General features: G+C 44.1%; 15 protein-coding genes. 4 read left to right on the top strand and 11 right to left on the bottom strand.

The features are described 5' to 3' along the window. The first annotated feature begins 15 nt into the window (after window positions 1–15). Both HUW51_RS01480 and HUW51_RS01475 read left to right on the top strand, forming a co-directional pair. On the top strand, window positions 16–2,250 hold the full coding sequence (locus HUW51_RS01480; RefSeq protein ID WP_185272235.1) for an FG-GAP-like repeat-containing protein: 2,235 nt from the start codon (window positions 16–18) through the stop codon (window positions 2,248–2,250). A gap of 178 nt (window positions 2,251–2,428) precedes the next feature. Continuing rightward, window positions 2,429–5,941, top strand: a complete 3,513-nt coding sequence (locus tag HUW51_RS01475; protein ID WP_185272234.1) for an FG-GAP-like repeat-containing protein — start codon at window positions 2,429–2,431, stop codon at window positions 5,939–5,941. A 139-nt stretch (window positions 5,942–6,080) separates the two neighbouring features. Here HUW51_RS01475 and HUW51_RS01470 read toward each other — a convergent pair whose 3' ends face one another. Together HUW51_RS01470 and HUW51_RS01465 are read right to left on the bottom strand one after the other, a co-directional pair. Continuing rightward, complete coding sequence (locus HUW51_RS01470) at window positions 6,081–6,884, bottom strand: NIPSNAP family protein (protein WP_228466898.1); 804 nt, start codon at window positions 6,882–6,884, stop codon at window positions 6,081–6,083. Between the two features lie 225 nt (window positions 6,885–7,109). Beyond that, on the bottom strand, window positions 7,110–8,153 hold the full coding sequence (locus HUW51_RS01465; RefSeq protein ID WP_185272233.1) for a nucleoid-associated protein: 1,044 nt from the start codon (window positions 8,151–8,153) through the stop codon (window positions 7,110–7,112). Between the two features lie 44 nt (window positions 8,154–8,197). On the opposite strand from HUW51_RS01465, the gene HUW51_RS01460 reads away from it, so the two are divergent. Further along, a complete protein-coding gene (locus HUW51_RS01460; protein ID WP_185274667.1) occupies window positions 8,198–8,470 on the top strand; it encodes a hypothetical protein in 273 nt (90 codons plus the stop codon). A gap of 218 nt (window positions 8,471–8,688) precedes the next feature. On the opposite strand, the gene HUW51_RS01455 is transcribed toward HUW51_RS01460, so the two are convergent. The 8 genes from HUW51_RS01455 to HUW51_RS01420 all read right to left on the bottom strand — a co-directional run bounded on the left by HUW51_RS01455 (window position 8,689) and on the right by HUW51_RS01420 (window position 15,613). Next, a complete protein-coding gene (locus HUW51_RS01455; protein ID WP_185272232.1) occupies window positions 8,689–8,895 on the bottom strand; it encodes a hypothetical protein in 207 nt (68 codons plus the stop codon). A 92-nt stretch (window positions 8,896–8,987) separates the two neighbouring features. Next, window positions 8,988–9,626, bottom strand: a complete 639-nt coding sequence (locus HUW51_RS01450) for an OmpH family outer membrane protein (protein ID WP_185272231.1) — start codon at window positions 9,624–9,626, stop codon at window positions 8,988–8,990. Between the two features lie 247 nt (window positions 9,627–9,873). Beyond that, a complete protein-coding gene (locus HUW51_RS01445; protein ID WP_185272230.1) occupies window positions 9,874–10,743 on the bottom strand; it encodes a 3-keto-disaccharide hydrolase in 870 nt (289 codons plus the stop codon). A 99-nt stretch (window positions 10,744–10,842) separates the two neighbouring features. Then, entirely contained in the window at window positions 10,843–12,381 is a 1,539-nt protein-coding gene (locus tag HUW51_RS01440; protein WP_185272229.1) for a TolB family protein, read from the bottom strand. Window positions 12,382–12,843: 462 nt separating this feature from the next. After that, complete coding sequence (locus HUW51_RS01435; protein WP_185272228.1) at window positions 12,844–13,305, bottom strand: DUF4268 domain-containing protein; 462 nt, start codon at window positions 13,303–13,305, stop codon at window positions 12,844–12,846. Between the two features lie 161 nt (window positions 13,306–13,466). After that, on the bottom strand, window positions 13,467–14,384 hold the full coding sequence (locus tag HUW51_RS01430) for a TIGR01777 family oxidoreductase (RefSeq protein WP_185272227.1): 918 nt from the start codon (window positions 14,382–14,384) through the stop codon (window positions 13,467–13,469). Between the two features lie 148 nt (window positions 14,385–14,532). Beyond that, the gene (gene folE / locus HUW51_RS01425) at window positions 14,533–15,213 is read right to left on the bottom strand and encodes a GTP cyclohydrolase I FolE (protein WP_185272226.1); all 681 of its coding nucleotides are present in this window, start codon (window positions 15,211–15,213) and stop codon (window positions 14,533–14,535) included. Further along, window positions 15,206–15,613 carry a 6-pyruvoyl trahydropterin synthase family protein gene (locus HUW51_RS01420; RefSeq protein ID WP_185272225.1) on the bottom strand — a complete coding sequence of 136 codons (408 nt, stop codon included), beginning with the start codon at window positions 15,611–15,613 and terminating at the stop codon, window positions 15,206–15,208. Before HUW51_RS01420 ends, folE begins: the two co-directional genes overlap by 8 nt. A gap of 678 nt (window positions 15,614–16,291) precedes the next feature. Here HUW51_RS01420 and HUW51_RS01415 point away from each other — a divergent pair. Further along, on the top strand, window positions 16,292–17,902 hold the full coding sequence (locus HUW51_RS01415) for a M81 family metallopeptidase (RefSeq protein WP_185272224.1): 1,611 nt from the start codon (window positions 16,292–16,294) through the stop codon (window positions 17,900–17,902). A 221-nt stretch (window positions 17,903–18,123) separates the two neighbouring features. Here the strand turns inward: HUW51_RS01415 and trxA are convergent, their stop codons facing one another. After that, complete coding sequence (trxA, locus tag HUW51_RS01410) at window positions 18,124–18,450, bottom strand: thioredoxin (RefSeq protein WP_185272223.1); 327 nt, start codon at window positions 18,448–18,450, stop codon at window positions 18,124–18,126. Between the last annotated feature and the right edge of the window lie 119 nt (window positions 18,451–18,569).

Raw genomic sequence — 18,569 nt, 5'->3', positions numbered from 1 at the left:
TAAGTGTTTTTACTCATGCCAAGAATTTTCCTCTTTTTACTGTTATTATTTATAGGTTCCCTCTGGTCTTGCCAAAACAAGGAACGGGCAGCGCACCAGGAAATGCTTCTTATACTGCAAAAAACTGCGAAGCAATACAATCATCATCAGAATAAATTTGCTTCAGAGGCCATTCTGGCGTATTACGATTCTTTATACCAGCAAGCTAATTCGGCCCAGGATAAAGTTATGTTAAGTGCTGCCCGGGCACATGCTTTGTTAATGCTGGGCAAAGAACAAGAAGCCGTTGATTTACTACACGATGCGCAACAAAAATTAGAAGCAATGGGGTTGGGAAATAAAGCTTTTAGCATTCTTGGGCCTAAATTAGCCTTAGCTTACCTGCGGCTCGGCGAAAGAAGCAACTGTGTAATGCACCATTCTTCCGAAACTTGTATTTTTCCTATCCGGGGCACGGGCATCCATACGCAGCAAGTGGGCTCGCAAAAAGCAATTGAATTGTACCGGCAATTAGTGGCCGCTTATCCTGCTAACTTAACTTACCGGTGGTTGCTTAATCTGTCTTACATGACTTTGGGAGAGTACCAGCAGGTTAAAAACGTGTCGTATTATTTACCGGACTTAGATGTAGATACTTCTACTTTAGTAAAACCATTTCGGGATATTGCTAAAAATTTAAAATTAGACATAAACAATATGGCCGGCGGCAGCATTGCCGAAGATTTTGATAATGATGGCTATATAGACCTGGTTACTTCGGGCTGGGGACTAGCCGACGAAATGCATTATTTTAAAAATAATGGCGATGGTACGTTCTCCGATCTTTCGGAAAGATCAGGTTTAAAATCCTTAGTAGGGGGGCTAAATATGATGCAAACCGACTATAATAACGATGGGTATAAAGATATTTTTGTTACCCGCGGCGGCTGGGTAGAAGACCAATTTGGCCGACAACCTAACTCATTAATTAAAAATAACGGCGACGGTACCTTTACCGATGTCACTACCATCAGTGGTTTACTTTCTTTTTACCCGACCCAAACCGCTACCTGGAACGATTTCAACAATGATGGTTGGCTCGATGTTTTTATAGGCAACGAATCCCGGCCCGGCAACAGCAAATTCATTAATCCTTGCGAAATGTACCTGAATAATCAGGATGGCACTTTTACCAATATAACCAAAGAAGCTAATTTAGATCTGGTGGCCTTTGTGAAAGGGGTAACTTCCGGGGATTACGACAACGACGGACGCCAGGATATTTTTATATCTACCATGAACGGTGACCGGTATTTATTTAAAAATACACTTACCAAAGGAAAAACGCCCATTTTTAAAAATGTAACTGCTTCGGCTAACCTGGATAAAGATAAAGGGCACACCTTCCCGACCTGGTTCTGGGATTTTGATAACGACGGTTGGTTAGATATTTTGGTGTGCGATTATAATTTTGAATCAGCCCTATCTCATTACGCCGCCGCCGAAGCCCTGAAAAAACCAATTAAAAATGCTGGCATGGTGTACCTCTATAAAAATAACCGCAATGGTACTTTTACTAATATTTCGGAGCAAGTAGGTTTAAATAGAGTTGCTTTTGCCATGGGGTCTAACTTTGGCGATATCGATAACGATGGCTTTTTAGATATGTACCTGGCTACGGGTAATCCCGATTACGAGTCGTTGGTGCCGAACAAAATGTTTAAAAATTTGGGCGGCCAAAAATTTGCCGATGTAACTACCGCCGCTCGGGTGGGGCATTTGCAAAAAGGGCACGGCGTATCTTTTGCCGATATGGATAACGATGGCGACCAGGATATTTACGTAGATATGGGCGGCGCTTACATCGGCGATGCTTACCAGAATTCTTTTTTTCTGAACCCCGGCCAGAACAACAACCGTTGGATTTACCTGGAACTAGTAGGGGCAAAAGCGAACCGAAGTGCTATTGGCTCGCGCATTAAAGTTACTTTCCGGGAAAACGGCATTGCCCGCAGCGTTTACCGCGACGTTAATTCCGGCGGAAGTTTTGGCGCCTCTCCATTAAGGCGGGAAATCGGTATTGGTCAGGCCGATCTGATTGATGAAATTGTGATTCAGTGGGCCGGCACCAATCAAAAACAGGTTTTCCGGAACATTCAACCCAATCAGTTACTCCGGATAAAAGAAGGCGAAACTAAACCCGAAATGGTACCTTTAAATAAATTAAGCTTCGAACAACCTAAGCTTCCCAGTCTAACGCAGCTTAAATAATGAATGCCTGGTTACTGAATTCAAAGAAAGGCAGCAGCTTAATTATATTATCGGGTACACCCCGCTGGTATCATATAAAAGGCAAAGAGCTTATCCTGAACTAACCGGAAGTATAATATTCCAGCGGAAATCATTACATTACTAATAAACTTTTTCTAAATACATTGATCTTTCCCGAATGAAATCCACACGTGTATTATTAGTTTTTGCTTGTATTTTACTGCTTACCAATTGCCAGTTTTTTAAAAAAGAACCAGTCTTATTCACCTTACTGGACTCGCAGGATACCGGAATTACTTTTAATAATTCAATTACCGAAACTGATTCTTTAAACATACTCACCTACGGGTACATGTATAATGGGGGTGGGGTGGCCGTAGGTGACGTTAACAACGATGGTTTACCGGACCTGTACTTTTCGGGTAATATGGTTTCGGGCAAGCTTTACCTGAATAAAGGAAATTTTAAATTCGAAGATATTACGGCCCAATCGGGCACTACAACTAAATTATGGGTGAACGGGGTAACTATGGTGGATATTAACCAGGATGGCTTGCTGGATATTTACGCCTGTACCGTTAATCCATTTGCCGATACCACGTACACGCCGAATTTGTTATTTATAAACAAAGGTATTGGCCCTAACGGTAAGCCGATTTTTAAAGAAGAAGCCAAAGCCTATAACCTCGCCGACGAAGGAAATAGTACCCAGGTGGCCTTCTTTGACTATGACAAAGACCAGGATTTAGATATGTATCTGTTGCGGAATGCCACCGATAACTTTGATAATCCAAATATTTCCCGCCCCAAAATTACCAATGGTACCTCCCGGAGTACGGATAAACTGTTCCGAAATAACGGCAATAACACGTTTACGGATGTTTCTAAAGAAGCGGGTATATTAATAGAAGGTAGGGGTTTGGGCATCGCCGTAAGCGATATTAACCAGGATGGTTGGCCCGATGTTTACGCGGCCAATGATTTTTTAAGTAACGATTTGCTTTGGATTAATAATCAGGATGGCACCTTTACGAATAAAATCAGCCAGTACTTAAAACATACCAGCTACAACGGCATGGGCACCGACATTGCCGATTATAACAACGATGGCTTACCCGATATCATCGAAATGGACATGCTGCCGGAAGACAACAAACGGCAAAAATTAACCATGGAAGCGCCCAATTACGAACGATTCCAGCTAACCCAGCGCCTCGGTTATGAACATCAATACGTGCGCAATACGCTGCAATTAAACAACGGCAACGGTACATTCAGCGAGATTGGGCAATTGGCCGGCGTGTACGCCACCGACTGGAGTTGGAGCGCCCTGCTGGCCGACTACGATAATGATGGGTGGCGCGATTTATTTATTACCAATGGCTACTTAAAAGACATGATTAACCTGGATTACATACATTACCAATCGGAGCAATCGATGTTTGGTACCCAGGAGGCCATGGAAGCGAAGCTGAAAAAAGAATTTAATAAACTGGAGAGTGTGGTAGTGCCTAACTACATCTACCAGAATAAACGCGACTTAACCTTCGCCAACAAAAGCAAAGACTGGGGTTTAGATAAAGCCGCCACTTCAAACGGTGCCGTTTACGCCGACCTGGATAATGACGGCGATCTGGATTTAGTCATTAACAACCTCAACAATCCGGCTTTTGTGTACCGTAACAACGCCGAAACCGTTCAGCCGACCAATTTTTTTAAAATTAAGCTGCAGGGACAAGCTCCCAATCGCAACGGCATTGGCACTACCATTCAAATTAAATACAATAACCAACAACAGTTTTACGAGCATTATCTTTCCCGGGGGTATCAATCTTCCGTAGACCCAACGGTGCATTTTGGCTTGGGCCAAGTGCCTACTATCGACTCGCTGAAAATAACCTGGCCGAACGGTAAATACCAGGTACTAGCACAAGTAAAAGCCAACCAAACGTTAACTGTAAAAGAGCAAAACGCTAATACTACTAAACCCAGCGTTAAACCAGAACCAACTCCGCTTTTTCAGAAAGTAAACGCAGCTTACAATATTGCCTATAAACACGAAGAAACCGATTATGTAGATTTTAAAAATCAGCCTTTGCTACCGCATAAATATTCCCAAAATGGGCCGGGCTTAGCCGTAGGAGATGTTAATGGCGACGGCCGGGATGATTTTTACGTGGGTGCGGCCGGTGATCGTTCCGGAATGATTTTCTACCAAACCGCCTCGGGTACTTTTACCAGCAAACCATTAAGCAACCAACCTAACGCCTCAGACGACATGGGTGCTTTGTTTTTTGATGCCGATAACGATAATGACTTGGATTTGTACGTGGTGAGCGGCGGTAACGAGTTTAGAACGGGTGCCACCCAATACCAGCATCGTTTATTTCAAAACGATGGACAAGGCAACTTTACCCTTAATAATCAGGCTTTACCCCAGATCTTAGCCAGCGGCTCGTGCGTAACCGCCGCCGATTTCGACCGGGACGGTGATCTGGACTTGTTTATCGGTGGTAGAAACGAACCCCAAAAATATCCATTGCCGGGGCAAAGCTGTATTTTGCGTAACCAGGGCGGTCGTTTTACCAATGTAACCCAAGTAATTTGCCCGGAACTGGAACGGGCCGGTATGGTTACCGCCGCGCTCTGGACCGACTTTGATAATGATAATCAAATTGATTTAATCGTAACGGGCGAGTGGATGCCGATCTGTTTTTTTAAAAATACCAACGGCAAGCTGGTTAATGTAACCGCCAATACAAACCTGGCAAATACCCACGGCTGGTGGAACAGCATTATTGGCGGCGATTTTGATAACGACGGCGACGTAGATTATGTAGCTGGCAACTTAGGCTTAAACTCCCGTTACAAAGCCAGCCCGGAGCAACCGGTAAGTGTAGTAGCCAAAGATTTCGATAACAACGGCAGCGTAGACCCGGTGATAAGCTATTTCATTCAAAACCAAAACTATCCCGCCCCGGCCCGCGACGGCCTTACCGACCAGATGGTAGCCATGCGTCGCCGCTTTCCGCGTTACGCGGATTACGGGGCCAGCACCATGGCGCAATTATTTACCGACGACGAGTTAAAAGACGCGCACCGTTACCAAAGTTATACGTTTAGCAGCAGCTTCATTCAAAATGATGGAAACGGAAAATTTACCATAAAGCCTTTGCCGGTACAAGCACAATTTGCCCCGGTATTCGGACTAAGTGTAGCCGATTACAATTACGACGGTAACCTGGATTTGCTTTTAGTAGGTAATTCTTACGCTACCGAGGTAGCCATGGGGTATTACGATGCCGGTATTGGTACTTGTTTAATGGGTAACGGGAATGGGACATTTAGACCGATTCCACCGCAAGGAGCCGGCTTGAAAATTTCGGGGGATGCTAAGGCCATTGCTAGGGTATTTACGAGGAATAATCAGCCGATAGAAGTTATAAGCTGTAACTCGGATAGTTTACAGGTTATACAGGGTTTAGTTCCAACCGGTAAAAAGCAGTTTATTCGCTTAAGCCCCATGGATGCTTACGCGGATTTACAATTTAGCAATGGTAAAAAACGCCGCGAAGAATTTTTCTATGGATCGGGTTACCTATCGCAGTCTAGTCGGGCCATGGTAAGCGCGGGTTTAGAGAAAGTGTACGTAACCGATTTTACTGGGAAAAAACGCGAAATTAAATTATAGCCTGTATTAACTGCCCTTAAAACAAAAGCAGTACCTAAGCCAGGTACTGCTTTTGTTTTAATTCTATTTGCCTGATTTTTTAAAAAATATCTTCTAGTTATTGCTTAGCCAGGCTGGTTGAGCAGGAGTTGAAAGAATTTTAAATTTGCGAGTAAGCGGTTGGTACTAAAAATGTACGGGTAATATTCGACAATATTTTTGAGTCGGCGTATTCCGGCATGCTGCTCATTTTCTTCCATTCGGGGTCGCTACCGAAGGTTTTCCAGCTTTGGTCATGATCGGCCATATCATCGAAGGTGAGCATGTACGTGAGGTTAGGACGCATTTCGCCCACTATCACTTCACCAAAAAATACCGGGGTTAAACCTACACGCTTAAATACGGTAATTTCGCCTTTGTTAAACATTTCTATTTTCTTTTTGCCGGCAGCTTCGCTGGGGCTTTCGTAGCGACGTAGTTCAAAAATACGGGCTTTTTTGGCAGGTAACTCCATTTTGGGCATGCCACTAAAGGCTTCCATTAAAGAACTTTCGATGCGCTGATAAGCCGGTTCGGTAGCGGGAGCGTTTAAATAAGCGGCGCCGGCTTGCTGGTAGGCGGCATCGGCCTGTAAGCGCTCGTTCATCTTGCCAAAATCTTCGATGGATTTAAACGGAATAACTACGTATAATTTGGTGATGGCCGTGGTAGGTTGTTGCTGGGTAAATACGCCCACATTTTTGCTGCCCAAACGGTTAAGCGCCGGAATAGCCGCATTCTGATAATAATCTTCGACTAACTTTTGTTGCGCGTCGTTTTTTAAAGTATAAACCCGTAATTCGTAATACTCGGGTTTGCCAGCTTTTTGTTTTGCCCCGGCTAGGGCCGGATTTAAAAAAGGAACGGTGCTGGTTAAACAGCCGCTCAGCAGCGAAGCTTTTACAAAGGTACGTCGTTTCATCATGGAGTATAATATCTTGATTTTAAATAAAGTAGTAGAATTAGGGTTTTCCAAAAGAGCTCAGCCCGTAAACTAAAGCCACCAGATAAATCCGGGAAATAACAAATTTAAAAAATTGTAGCATTCTACCGCCAAAAACTCCGGCTAACCCGGAATTAATTCCGCCAGAAATTCACCCGGATCCGCAATCAGAAAATTTAAAATTTTAAGTTTTCGGAACCCGATAAATTAGCTTTCGGATTTAAAAAATAGTTGGTAGAAGTGTAATCCGCGCTCTTCGTCATAGCCTTTTTCCATGTTCTCGGAATTGCCGTGCACGTAAATGTGGAAGTTTTTATCCAGCTTAATCACGCTTTTCATGAACCTAGTATTTTTCTTGAAAGCATTTTCGTGAATGTCAAACTCCGGTTTTATTTCAAATCCCCGGTCAGTTTCAAACTCGGTTTTGTAGCTCTGGAAGCTCTCAATTAAATCGGGCTGCGCAATTACTTCGTTCTGGAACTCTTGTAAATCAAAAACTTCTTTTTCTTTTAAAAATTTAACCGACTTGTTTAACAAGTCGGCCTGCTCGCCACGCGATACTTCAAACTCTTCGGGCAAACGCTTTTCCACGAAAGCTTTGCACAAGCTCATTACGTTTTGGGTGTGGTGGTACGCATCCTGGCGCGACTGAATTTTTAAAAAATCGTCTTTCCAGTAAATGGCTTCGTCGCGTTTGTTGGTGTTGTCTACGGTGAGTACCACAAAACCATCTTCGCGGTCGGTGTTAAAAATCAAACAGCCTTTGTCGAGTTTATTAATGTTTACGCCGTCTTCGCTGTCGATGTCAAAAGTATCGCCGCTGGGGTACACTTTCAGGTAAGTTTCGCGATTTTCCGATTTAAATAAACCTACGGCTTGCAGCGCTTCGCCGTCGAGCACTAAATCGTGGAGATAGGTTACGTAGAACTCGCCGGGTTTTACGTTGGGGTGGGTGCTTTGCTCGTACAGGTGCCGGGCCAGATTCTCCGATTGTTCCAGAAAGGTGTCGGGATTGTCGAAAATCCGCGACACAAAAGTATACACTTCGTTCAGGTTAATATCCGACTCGTGGTATAAGTTATAATACGCTTCGGATTTAAACGGCGACAAAAAATAACGCTGCAGTAAGTCCTTTACGGTATCGTCGAGGTCGAGTGGTTTCTTCGAAAACTGAATGGCTTCGTCGCGGCTTTTATTGCCTACTTTGTGCAGGATGATGTGTTCTAACTTAACTTCGGAAGTAACGAGCATAACTGACACCGGGTAAATTTTCCGGGCGCCAAAGATACTTATTTATGCGTACAAGCGGCCAGGTTTTAGCCAAAATAGAAAATGTAAAAAAACTTTTACTGCTGCTGCCCGGTTGTAATAATAGCCAGTTACCGTTAAGCGTTGTAAATTCGGGGCAAAATGGCTACACTTGCACACTCATGGACCGCGACAAACTTAAGCGCTATTTTAAAAGATTAGGCCTGGCCGGATTTCTGTTCTTTCTGATTAAAGGATTGATCTGGCTGTTTATATTTTTTGGAGGCTGGAAACTTTTCAGCCGCTTACTCGATGGCTAAGAATTTTTTTACTGGGTTTACAAGCAATTCTGATGCGATGTATCTGGCTGCCGTCTGTTCTGCTTTTTTCTGTTAACACCTTCCTATTGCTTGGTCGAGCGGCTACGGTATTAAATACAAGCTTTCCGGTTTAGGTAATTTTTAAAAAATTAAAATTTTGCGGGCATAAAAAAAACTCTGCGGCTTTAACCGCAGAGTTCCTGAAATTAGTAGGTTGGTTAGTGGCTGCCCGCCGATGAACCAATATCCTGGCCGCCATCTTCTACGCTATTCGCATCGTGCCGACCGCCTTTGGCTGGTTTCTTGGGATCATCTACGTTTTGGTTACCACCCCCGTTGCCACCAGTAGCGGCTTTAGGTACGGACCGAATATCTTTTAAAATATCGTCTTTCTTGTCGTTGTTTTTATTTTGGTCGTCTTTCATAGTCTGGTAATTTAGTGAAACACCCCGGCATCCAATGGGCCGGTTAGTTGTTTACGCAGATTAGAAAGCCAGGTAGCATTAATTTTAAAAAATTACTTAATTCCTAACTTCGCTTTTACCAAAGGCATAATGTCGTGGCTGTCTTTGGCGTAAATAAACGAGCCGGTGCTGGCATCAAAAACGTAATCGTAGCCGTTTTCTTTACCCACGTCTTTTACTGCTTTTTCGGCTTTATCCAGAATAGGCTTAAATAACTCTTCGCGTTTGGCGGCTACTTTTTGCTGTCCCGACGCCTGCGATTGCTGCATTTGCTGTTCCAGGTCCTGGATAGCTTTAATTTTGGTTTGTTTCACGGCATCCACCATGGTTTTTTCCTGAGCCTGAAAATCGGTAATCTGTTTTTGGTAGCTGGTTTGTAAACCGCCAAATTGTTTTTCTAAACCATTTACAAAAGCCTGCAAACTTGCTTCGGCTTTTTTAGTTTCGGGCATTTGTTTTAACAAATCGGCAGAGTTGATGTAGCCAAATTTCTGGCCGGTACCAGTAGCGGCGGTGGCGGTACTGCCTTGCGTTTCCAGGGTAGAAGAATCCGAAGAAGATAAATTAACGGCGGGCTTATCTGTTACGGCTGGGGTGGTAGCGGGGCTGTTTTCTTTTACTTTGGCATTTTGCTGACATCCCGACATTACCAAAACGCCGCTTACTACCAACAGATAAATAGATTTTTTCATTAGAGATAAATACAGTTATAAAGAATAAAAATTGCAGTACGAAATAGCATTAATTATTACCGATTTCCTAAAAGGAATGGGTCAAAATTTAGGAGTTTCGCGGTTAAAGGAAAAATGCAAGTTAAGCAGGATTGCCCAAAAGTATTCGGGAATGCATCGTGGCTGGGGATGATATCACCCCCAAGCACGACGTTTATCGCTTAGGTTAATAGATTTACAGAAATTTAAAAAATGCGCATTGCAGGGCTTAAGACTTAGGGGCCGCTTTGGCTTTGCGAGGCTTAGGAGGCATTTGCGTTTTTAAGTTCAATAATTGTAAATTCCGGAAATCAATGGCGTGGCTTTCGGCTTGCAGGGCAATGTAGCCGCTTTTTAACGGAGCGCCATCCTGCGCTTTCCAGATTTTGCTGTACGCATCTTCTTTGCCTTGCTTCCAGTACACTTCGCCAATTTCGGGTTTTTGGTAAGTAAACACAGTATCGCCTTCAATAATGTGCCGGATTAGCGAGTCGCCGTACACCTGAATTTCGGCTTTTACCCACTGGTCGCCGTTGTAAGTTTTGGAATTAGAATCGATGCAATGAGCCGACACCAGTTTGCCCTGCATGTCGTGCATTTGCGTGCCTGGCGTACATAAATTGCCCGTGTGCCGTTGGCCGGTACCTAAACCCCCGAGTAATTGTACTTCCAACGAAACCGGAAATTCCTGGTTCATGGTTAAACTCTTAGCCGATTGCGAGTGGTACATAATGCCGCTGTTGCGCACGTTCCATTCTTCGCCGCCGGGTACCTGGTTGCCTAAAAAGCGGTACTCAAATTTTAAAATATAGTGCGAATAAGGCGTTTTGTAATACATGTGCCCATATTTGCCATCAAAGTTCTGGTACTCGTCGTACGATACCCGGATCATATCGCCTTCGGCCCGGAAGGTATTTTTGTAATTATCATTCAGCGCGTGGCCGGCAATTTTGATGTCCCAACCGGTTAAATCTTTGCCGTTATACAACGAAATCCATTTTTCTGCATTGGCCTTCGGCTTTTTTTGCGCCAAAGCCGAATGAAAAATAAAGCTAAACAGCAATAGAAAAGAGAATGTTAGACGCGAAGTTTTAATCATGTTGGGGGAAGAAACAGGTTTTAAATTTATCTCGAAGCTGCGAACAAAATTTTTAAAAATTTAAATTTTGAGGCAATTCCAAACAATGCAAAGGTAAATTTATTTTGCTTCGGCGCCAGCGCTCATATCGGTATTGCTGATAAAGGCAATGCGTTTGCTGTCCGGCGACCAGGAAGGCGTGTTAATCGAGCCTTGTCCGCCGTACAAGTAAGCAATTACTTTGGGCTGACCACCGGCAATCGGCATCAGGCGCAAATACACGTGCTTGTAAAACGGATGATCATTGGATTTTACTTCTTTTTTATCAAATGATAGCATTACAATCCATTTACCGTCTGGCGATACATGCGGAAACCAATCGTTGTAATCGCCGGTGGTTACGGCTTCCTGCTGGCTGCCATCCGGGCGCATCCGCCAGATTTGCATGGTGCCAGTGCGGTTGGAGTTAAAGTAAATCCATTTGCCATCGGGCGTATATTCCGAACCATCATCCAGGCCCTGGGCTGTGGTTAAACGTACTTCCGGGCCGCCCGCGGCGGGTACTTTGTAAATATCAAATTCTTTGTTGCGCTCACCGGTAAACAACAGCGATTTACCATCCGGCGACCAGCCGTGCAGGTAGGAGGGGCCCGTGGGGGTGATTTGCTTCGGTTTGCCGCCGGTTATGGGTACGGTATACACCAGCGAACCATACTTGGGGTCGCCGCTGGAACTGCTTAAGCCTAGCATTTTACCGTCAAAAGAAAGTACGTGGTCGTTGTTATTTTTCTTTACATAATCCGTGTTTAAAACCTGCGGCGTTTTTTTGGCGAGGTCGAAAGTATACATTAAGCCTTCGGCGTTGTAAATCAGCTTTTTACCGTCGGGCGTCCAGTTGGGGGCTTGTAACGATTTAGGTGATGTATACACTACCTGGCGGCTACCGGTAGTCACATCCATTAACTCGATGCGGCTGCCAATATAATCTTTATAAGGAACAAAGTTTTCGCGGGCCGGAATACTAATGCGCACATCCTGGAACGTAGCTTTTTCGGTAACGTCGGGGTTGTGGGAGCAGATAAATAAACCCACGTACACTTCATCGCCTAAGTTTACGTCGGTAATTTCGGAAACAACAAACGGCTCCCCAAAACGGGCCGCTTTCATGATATACTTATTGCCGCGTCTTTCCAGTTGAAATACATCCGGCGCCGTAACCGTGGAGCGTACTTCTTCGGTAGCGGCCCCGGTACTGCGCCGGAACTGCAAAGCCGTCAGGCCATCGCCGTGAATAGACGTGTTTACGTTCGCCGATTTAGAATCTAAACTGCTGCGCACCATCCAGCCGATTTTACGGTGCGGATCCACGCCTTTGCCCAATAAGTTACCCCGCGAGTACAAAATAAAATCCCCTTTCAGCCGCTTCCACATAAACTGAAACTCGTCGTGGTCGCCCCAGATGTTGGTGCCCGAGCCGCTGAGCTGGTATTGCCCGGTGCTGGCGTTAAAAGTAGCGGTACCGGCTTGCTTAACCGTGCCCACATCGGTGTTTTTTTCAAAAACTCCCAATTTTTGCGCTTGTACCGGTTTAGTCAAACCAAGCAATAAACCGGCGCAGATAATTGTTAGCCAGGTAAAAGCAGAATAAACTTTCTTCATGAATTTTTAAATTAGAGCTTGGTTTAAGTAAGAGCAAACTGCGGCAAGCGGCAAAAGACCTAGCAGCCGTAGTTTATCCAGGTTACAAGATAATTAATTGCCCGTAGGATTGATAAAATTTAAAAAATAAATATTAGGTGGTGGTGCGGAAGTAGCATGGCCTTATTTAAAGGCTTTTAGTTCCAGTCAGCATTTCGGCACTAGCGCTATTCTTAGCGTAGCGAGATTTGGTTAAAGAGACAAATAGTAATCTTCCGGCTGACGTGTTGAAGTATTGCTATTCGCCAGTCGGGAGACTGGCTTTGGTCTGTTTAACGCCAGTGACGTTACGATTAACACTTGCGCTAGTGTAGGTGCGCCAGTTATAACAGCGTATGATTAATGTTTGTACCAAATAGATCAAAAATTTAAAAATATTAGCACTAACAATTAAAAGGCTGGCAGCATTGTTGCGGCCAGGTCTTACCGAAGCTCTTCAAAAGAATACTGGGCATCGCTCCAAAAAGCATCCAGGGCAATAATACGGGGTTTAAAAAAGGAAATCAGGGTGGGCCAGTCATCGCGATTAAATACGTTAACCGGGCTAATTTCTTTGTAAATCCGGGAAATAAGCCGGTCATTTTCGTCGGGTACGTGCGAGTTCCAAACCCATTCTTCGCCTACCGTGTCGTGCAATAAGTTTTTCAAAGCCATAAATTGTTCCATGAAAAACTCTTGAATTTCCAGATCCGCATGAGTTATTTCTATGCCAATAGAAGCTGTTTTTTTATCGGCTTTCATCCGGAAGTAAAGGTTTTTAAATCCGGTATTGTAGTTAATCCAGTTGGCCTTTAATCCTTCGGCCGACAGCACGGGCGTCATGTATTGGCCAAAAGTAGTCCAGAAAGCTTGCCGGAGTTGAGAGGCTTGTTCGCGGGTGTACATAAACGGGCTAACGATGTTTTTTAAAATAATCGTTTCCTGGCCGCAAAACTTGCGGAAAATTTTAAAAAATAAAAAAGTCGTGTAAACAGAAAGTAAAAGGTTAGGCCAAATTTTACATGTTTTAGGTGTTAGTTGCTGCCCCAGATTCCTCCTGGTTTGTGTTAAACTTCTTTCGCGTAAAACGATTCCAAGGCTTCTTCGAGGTAATTGTACTCGTAGGTAAAACCAGTTTGGAGCACTCTGTTGGCGCTAACCCGGGTGCCGCCCAGTACAGTTTCGCTCATTTCACCGAGTACCAGTTTTAAACCAAAGGCGGGTACTTTTAAACCAGTAAGTGGTTTGTGTAATACTTCGGCTAGTTTTTGGGTAAATTCTTCGTTGGTAACCGGGTGTGGGGCTACGGCGTTGTATACCCCCTGAAACTGATGATCTTCGAGAGCCGCGATAAGTAAGCGGCACATATCGTCCAGATGAATCCAGGAAATGTATTGTTGCCCTGAGCCTAATGGAGCACCCACCAAAAGCTTAATCGGTTTAGCTAATTGGGGTAGAGCGCCGCCTTCTTTACTCAGCACAATGCCAATCCGGAAAATAGCCGTGCGAATACCTAAATTATTAGCCTGATTGGCCGCCGCTTCCCATTCGCGGCACACGTTAGCCAGAAAATCGTTTTCGGCGTAACTGCTTTCCTCGGCTACCAGGCGTTCGCCGCTGTTGCCATAAATGCCCACCGCCGAAGCTGAAATAAATCCTTTAACGTGGTGCGACGTTTTTTGAAGCTGGTTGATTAAAAGATTGGTACCGTTTACCCGGCTATCGCGTATTTCCTGCTTGCGTTTCTCGGTCCATTTTTCGTCGGCTACACCGGCACCGGCCAGGTTAATAATGTAATCGGTATAAGTAAGGGCTTTTTCTTCGATGTAATTTTTAGCGATATCCCATTTAAAAGTCTGATAGCGAGAGTGTTTGACGCCATTCCGGCTTAAATGCGCTACTTCGTAGCCCAGATCGATGAGCATTTCGGAGAGCCGGGTGCCAATCAGCCCCGTACCACCGGTGATTAATATTTTACCTGCCATTTAATTTGTTTCTGTTGCATTAGCTAACAACTGGATATTTTAAAAAGAAACAACGCAATAAGAGGCATATACGAGCGATAAAGGGCAATGGCTTTAAAAGTATGAAATTATTTGTAATTTTATATATATTATTAATAAAATATTTTAATTACTTCCGGATGTACTGTAAAAACTCGTGCCGGTATTTATCTTCCCGAAACAATCCGGAGAACTCCGTGGTAATGGTGCTGCTACCCACATCGTTTACGCCCCGGCTCATCACGCATAAATGATCGGCCTCAATGTAAACGGCTACGTTTTGGGTATGCAGCACATTTTTTAATTCATCGGCGATTTGCATGGTTAAGCGTTCTTGTACTTGCGGCCGCTTAGCGAAATACTGCACAATGCGGTTTAACTTAGATAATCCCACCACGTTGTTTTCGGGAATATAGGCTACGTGGGCTTTGCCAATAATGGGTACAAAATGGTGCTCGCAGTACGAGTAAATGGTAATGTCGCGCTCTACCAGCATTTGATTGTAGGCGTAGCGGTTCTCGAATAGTTTGGCTTGGGGTTTATTTTCCGGGTTCAGGCCCCGGAATACTTCGTTTACGTACATTTTGGCTACCCGGTGCGGGGTGCCTTGCAAACTATCGTCGGTTAAATCTAAGCCGAGCGTGTGCATAATTTCGCGAAAATAAAACGTAATCCGTTCAATTTTATCGGCATCACTTAAGGCAAAAGCATCGGGCCGGAGCGGCGTTTCGATGGATATATTAGGAGCGATTGGGTCAGTTTCTTCGTTTTCCAAATCAGTAGGTATATTAGTGGTATGGGGTTTATCCATGGTATTCTACAAAATTGCGGTCCGTTTCAGAAAGCATAACGGAAAGTTCGTAGGCCGCCGAAATTTTATCGCGCAGGCGGTTCCAGATTACAATGGCAATATTTTCGGCGGTTGGATTCAAATTTTTAAATTCTTCCGTGTCAAGGTTTAGATTTTGGTGGTCGAATTTAGCTATAATTTCCGTTTGAATCAGGTCGCTGAGAATTTTCATGTCGTACACGTAACCGGTTTCGGGGTTAACGGTGCCGGTTAATTTTACGGTAAGGTTATAGTTATGCCCGTGGTAGTTGGGATTATTACACTTGCCAAATACTTTTTGGTTCATCTCGGGGCTCCAGGCCGGATTGTGCAGCCGGTGCGCGGCATTAAAATGTTCTTTGCGGCAAACAGTTACTTTCATTAAGGTTTTTTAACAAGCTAGGCTCCTGAATTGTTTGGGACGATTATTAAATATAAACTTGTTTTGGTTTACGCGCTAAACAGCCGTCCAGTTGTGGAGCCAAAACAAGGCAACTACCTGGGAGTTTTCAGAAAGGTTATAAAAGTAATTGTCAGATTGGTTTATTCGCAATATTGGCCGGGTTTATTTTTAATCCAGAAGCTGTTTAGCATTCTAAAATGTAATCAATAAAGGCACGAACCAGAAGCTTTTAGGAGTAGTATTTTATTGCGCTATCCCGTTATGGTGGTGGAGACACCCCCAAAGGCGAATGTTGTATCTGGATTTTACAAATACTAAACAGTTTGCAAGATGATAACTGCAAACTGGTAAGATTTTTAAATTTTTAGATTAATCATCCTGCTGGATGTGCCAAAAACAGGAGCTCTGGTTATATAATTTCATGCTGATGGCTTTAGCTGCTGTAATGTTATGCTTGTTTTTTCAGAATCATCTGCATTATGTCTGCTTTAATTTTAATGCCAGGAGAATAATTTTTGACTCGGAATAGTTTATTCATCACGTATTTGGTAGCCATTTTACTAAATAATGTTGCTAAAATTTGGACATTGGCTTTGTTATTTAAACGATTTAGCTACATTTAAAAATTACTAACAAAATGTGCCTTAAAGTAAAATTATGTTTGTAAAACGCCTAATTTCCTTATCTGTTTGTTGTGTTTTAATCGCCTTGTTCAGCTTTGCCTCTTATAGTAAGAATCATCCGGCGCCCGGATTAAAAAGTAAAAAACAAGTAAAGAATTTTCAAAAAAAGCCGCTCCCGCGCATTGCCATTGCGGGTATTGGCACCGAGTCGAGCACGTTTTCGCCGGCCCTAACCCGGGAAGATGCTTTTAGAACCAGACAAGGAGAAGACACTTATGTTTATTACCCGTTTTTAGCGCCTGATTCTGTGGATCGGAGCCGAGCCACCTGGATTCCTACTTTAGTCGCCAACGCCTCGCCGGGCGGAGCTGTAACCCGCGAAACCTACGAATCTTTAGTGAAACAAACGTTGGATTTGCTCCGGAAAAATGCCCCTTACGACGGCCTTTATTTAGATATTCATGGCGCTATGAGCGTTGTGGGCCTGGATGATCCGGAAGGAGATTTTATTGTGCGAATCCGGGAAGTAATTGGCAAGAAAACCCTTATCTCCACTTCCATGGATTTGCACGGTAATGTTTCGTGGCGGTTGGCACAAAATACTGATTTAATAACTTGCTTCCGGATGGCGCCGCACGAAGACCGCATCCAAACCAAGAAACGGGCCGTTGATAATTTATTAACCAGGCTGGAAAGCGGCCAAGGAAAACCAACCTATAAAGCCTGGATTCCGGTACCTATTTTGTTGCCTGGAGAAAAAACCAGTACTCGCGTGGAGCCCGGCAAAAGTTTATACGCGAGCCTAGTGCCCGCAACGGCGCAAGCCGGTGTTATCGACGCGGCTATCTGGATTGGGTACGCCTGGGCCGACGAACCCCGTAACCACGGCGTAGTAATGGTAACTGGCGATAATAAAGCCAAAGTAACCACAACCGCCGAAAAGCTGGCCCAAAGTTTCTGGAATGTGCGCTCGCAGTTTGCCTTTGTAGCCCCCACCGATTCTTTACACGAAGCTTTGAACAAAGCCGTTGCTAGTAATAAACGTCCTTTCTTTATCAGCGATTCCGGCGATAATCCTACGGCAGGCGGCGCGGGCGACGTAACCTGGACTTTAAAAGAAATCCTTTCCCGACCCGAATTTAAAACAGAAAATGGCCCATTGTTAATTTACGCTTCCATCCCGGGGCCAGAGGTAGTAAGCAGCGCGGTGCAAGCGGGCGTAGGCGGTAAAGTGGATGGTTTAGCAGGCGCTACCGTAGACTTTAGATTTGCCCCACCGGTGCGGCTCACCGGAACCGTAAAAAGCATCGATAAAGACCAGAATGCGGTGGTAATACAGGTGGGTAGCGTACAGGTGATTGTTACTAAAAAACGGAGTGCCTACCACCGGGAAGAACAATTTACCAGTTTAAACCTCAATCCCAGAAAAACGGATATTGTGGTGGTAAAGCAAGGGTATTTGGTGCCCGAACTGTACGACATGCGGGCCTTTTGGATCATGGCCCTTACACCGGGCGGTGTAGATCAGAACCTGGAAGGATTAACATACAAACGCATCAAACGCCCCATGTTTCCGCTGGATAAAAATATGAAAACGCCGGACCTGAAAGTTAAATTTGTTCCTTCTTCGGATAGCCGGTTATAAACTTCGGAGCTGCTGCGGCTGATTTTAAAATTTACAGGCTCACCAAATAGCATTATGGAGCGGATTTACTTCTGTGACTTGTATTTTAACGTAGATGAAGCAGATTGGCTAATCTCGGACGCACGTTTAATAAAAGTAGTTTTAAAACAAAAAGGCAGTAGGTATTCCTACTGCCTTTTTGTTTTACTAGCACGAAGCTAGTTTTTTAAAAATATTAATTTTTAAGCGATTTGTGCGTCGAGTTTCTGGGCTAGAGCGGCTTTTGGTACGGCACCTACTTGCTTATCTACTACCTGACCGTTTTTGAAAACCAGCAGGGTAGGGATGCTGCGAATGCCAAACTTAGCCGAAGTCTGTGGGTTAGCGTCAACGTCTACTTTGCCCACTACTACTTTGCCTTCGTACTCGCCCGCTAATTGTTCTACTACCGGACCAACCATGCGGCAAGGTCCGCACCATTCAGCCCAAAAGTCTACGAGTACTGGTTTATCAGAATTGATAATCTCATCAAAGTTTGCATCGGTTATTTCAATTGCTTTGTGTGCCATAACTTTTAAAATTAAGCATTAAAGTTTAAATATGTATTACAAGGGTGTTTGCCTCAAATATAAGCCCAATCTAAACTATCTGCCAGATCGGCTTACTTTCTTATAACTCTAAAACGGGT

It is taken from the genome of Adhaeribacter swui, assembly GCF_014217805.1.
Lineage (GTDB): Bacteria > Bacteroidota > Bacteroidia > Cytophagales > Hymenobacteraceae > Adhaeribacter > Adhaeribacter swui.
Note: the sequence above shows the minus strand (reverse complement) of the source record. Positions and strands in the feature narration are given on the sequence as shown.

Coding starts and splice junctions, on each gene's coding strand:
- HUW51_RS01445 (WP_185272230.1), bottom strand. CDS start 10,743: ATGATTAAAACTTCGCGTCTAACATTCTCTTTTCTATTGCTGTTTAGC.
- HUW51_RS01435 (WP_185272228.1), bottom strand. CDS start 13,305: ATGTACACCCGCGAACAAGCCTCTCAACTCCGGCAAGCTTTCTGGACT.
- HUW51_RS01475 (WP_185272234.1), top strand. CDS start 2,429: ATGAAATCCACACGTGTATTATTAGTTTTTGCTTGTATTTTACTGCTT.
- HUW51_RS01460 (WP_185274667.1), top strand. CDS start 8,198: ATGCGTACAAGCGGCCAGGTTTTAGCCAAAATAGAAAATGTAAAAAAA.
- HUW51_RS01470 (WP_228466898.1), bottom strand. CDS start 6,884: ATGATGAAACGACGTACCTTTGTAAAAGCTTCGCTGCTGAGCGGCTGT.
- trxA (WP_185272223.1), bottom strand. CDS start 18,450: ATGGCACACAAAGCAATTGAAATAACCGATGCAAACTTTGATGAGATT.
- HUW51_RS01440 (WP_185272229.1), bottom strand. CDS start 12,381: ATGAAGAAAGTTTATTCTGCTTTTACCTGGCTAACAATTATCTGCGCC.
- HUW51_RS01480 (WP_185272235.1), top strand. CDS start 16: ATGCCAAGAATTTTCCTCTTTTTACTGTTATTATTTATAGGTTCCCTC.
- folE (WP_185272226.1), bottom strand. CDS start 15,213: ATGGATAAACCCCATACCACTAATATACCTACTGATTTGGAAAACGAA.
- HUW51_RS01430 (WP_185272227.1), bottom strand. CDS start 14,384: ATGGCAGGTAAAATATTAATCACCGGTGGTACGGGGCTGATTGGCACC.
- HUW51_RS01420 (WP_185272225.1), bottom strand. CDS start 15,613: ATGAAAGTAACTGTTTGCCGCAAAGAACATTTTAATGCCGCGCACCGG.
- HUW51_RS01455 (WP_185272232.1), bottom strand. CDS start 8,895: ATGAAAGACGACCAAAATAAAAACAACGACAAGAAAGACGATATTTTA.
- HUW51_RS01465 (WP_185272233.1), bottom strand. CDS start 8,153: ATGCTCGTTACTTCCGAAGTTAAGTTAGAACACATCATCCTGCACAAA.
- HUW51_RS01415 (WP_185272224.1), top strand. CDS start 16,292: ATGTTTGTAAAACGCCTAATTTCCTTATCTGTTTGTTGTGTTTTAATC.
- HUW51_RS01450 (WP_185272231.1), bottom strand. CDS start 9,626: ATGAAAAAATCTATTTATCTGTTGGTAGTAAGCGGCGTTTTGGTAATG.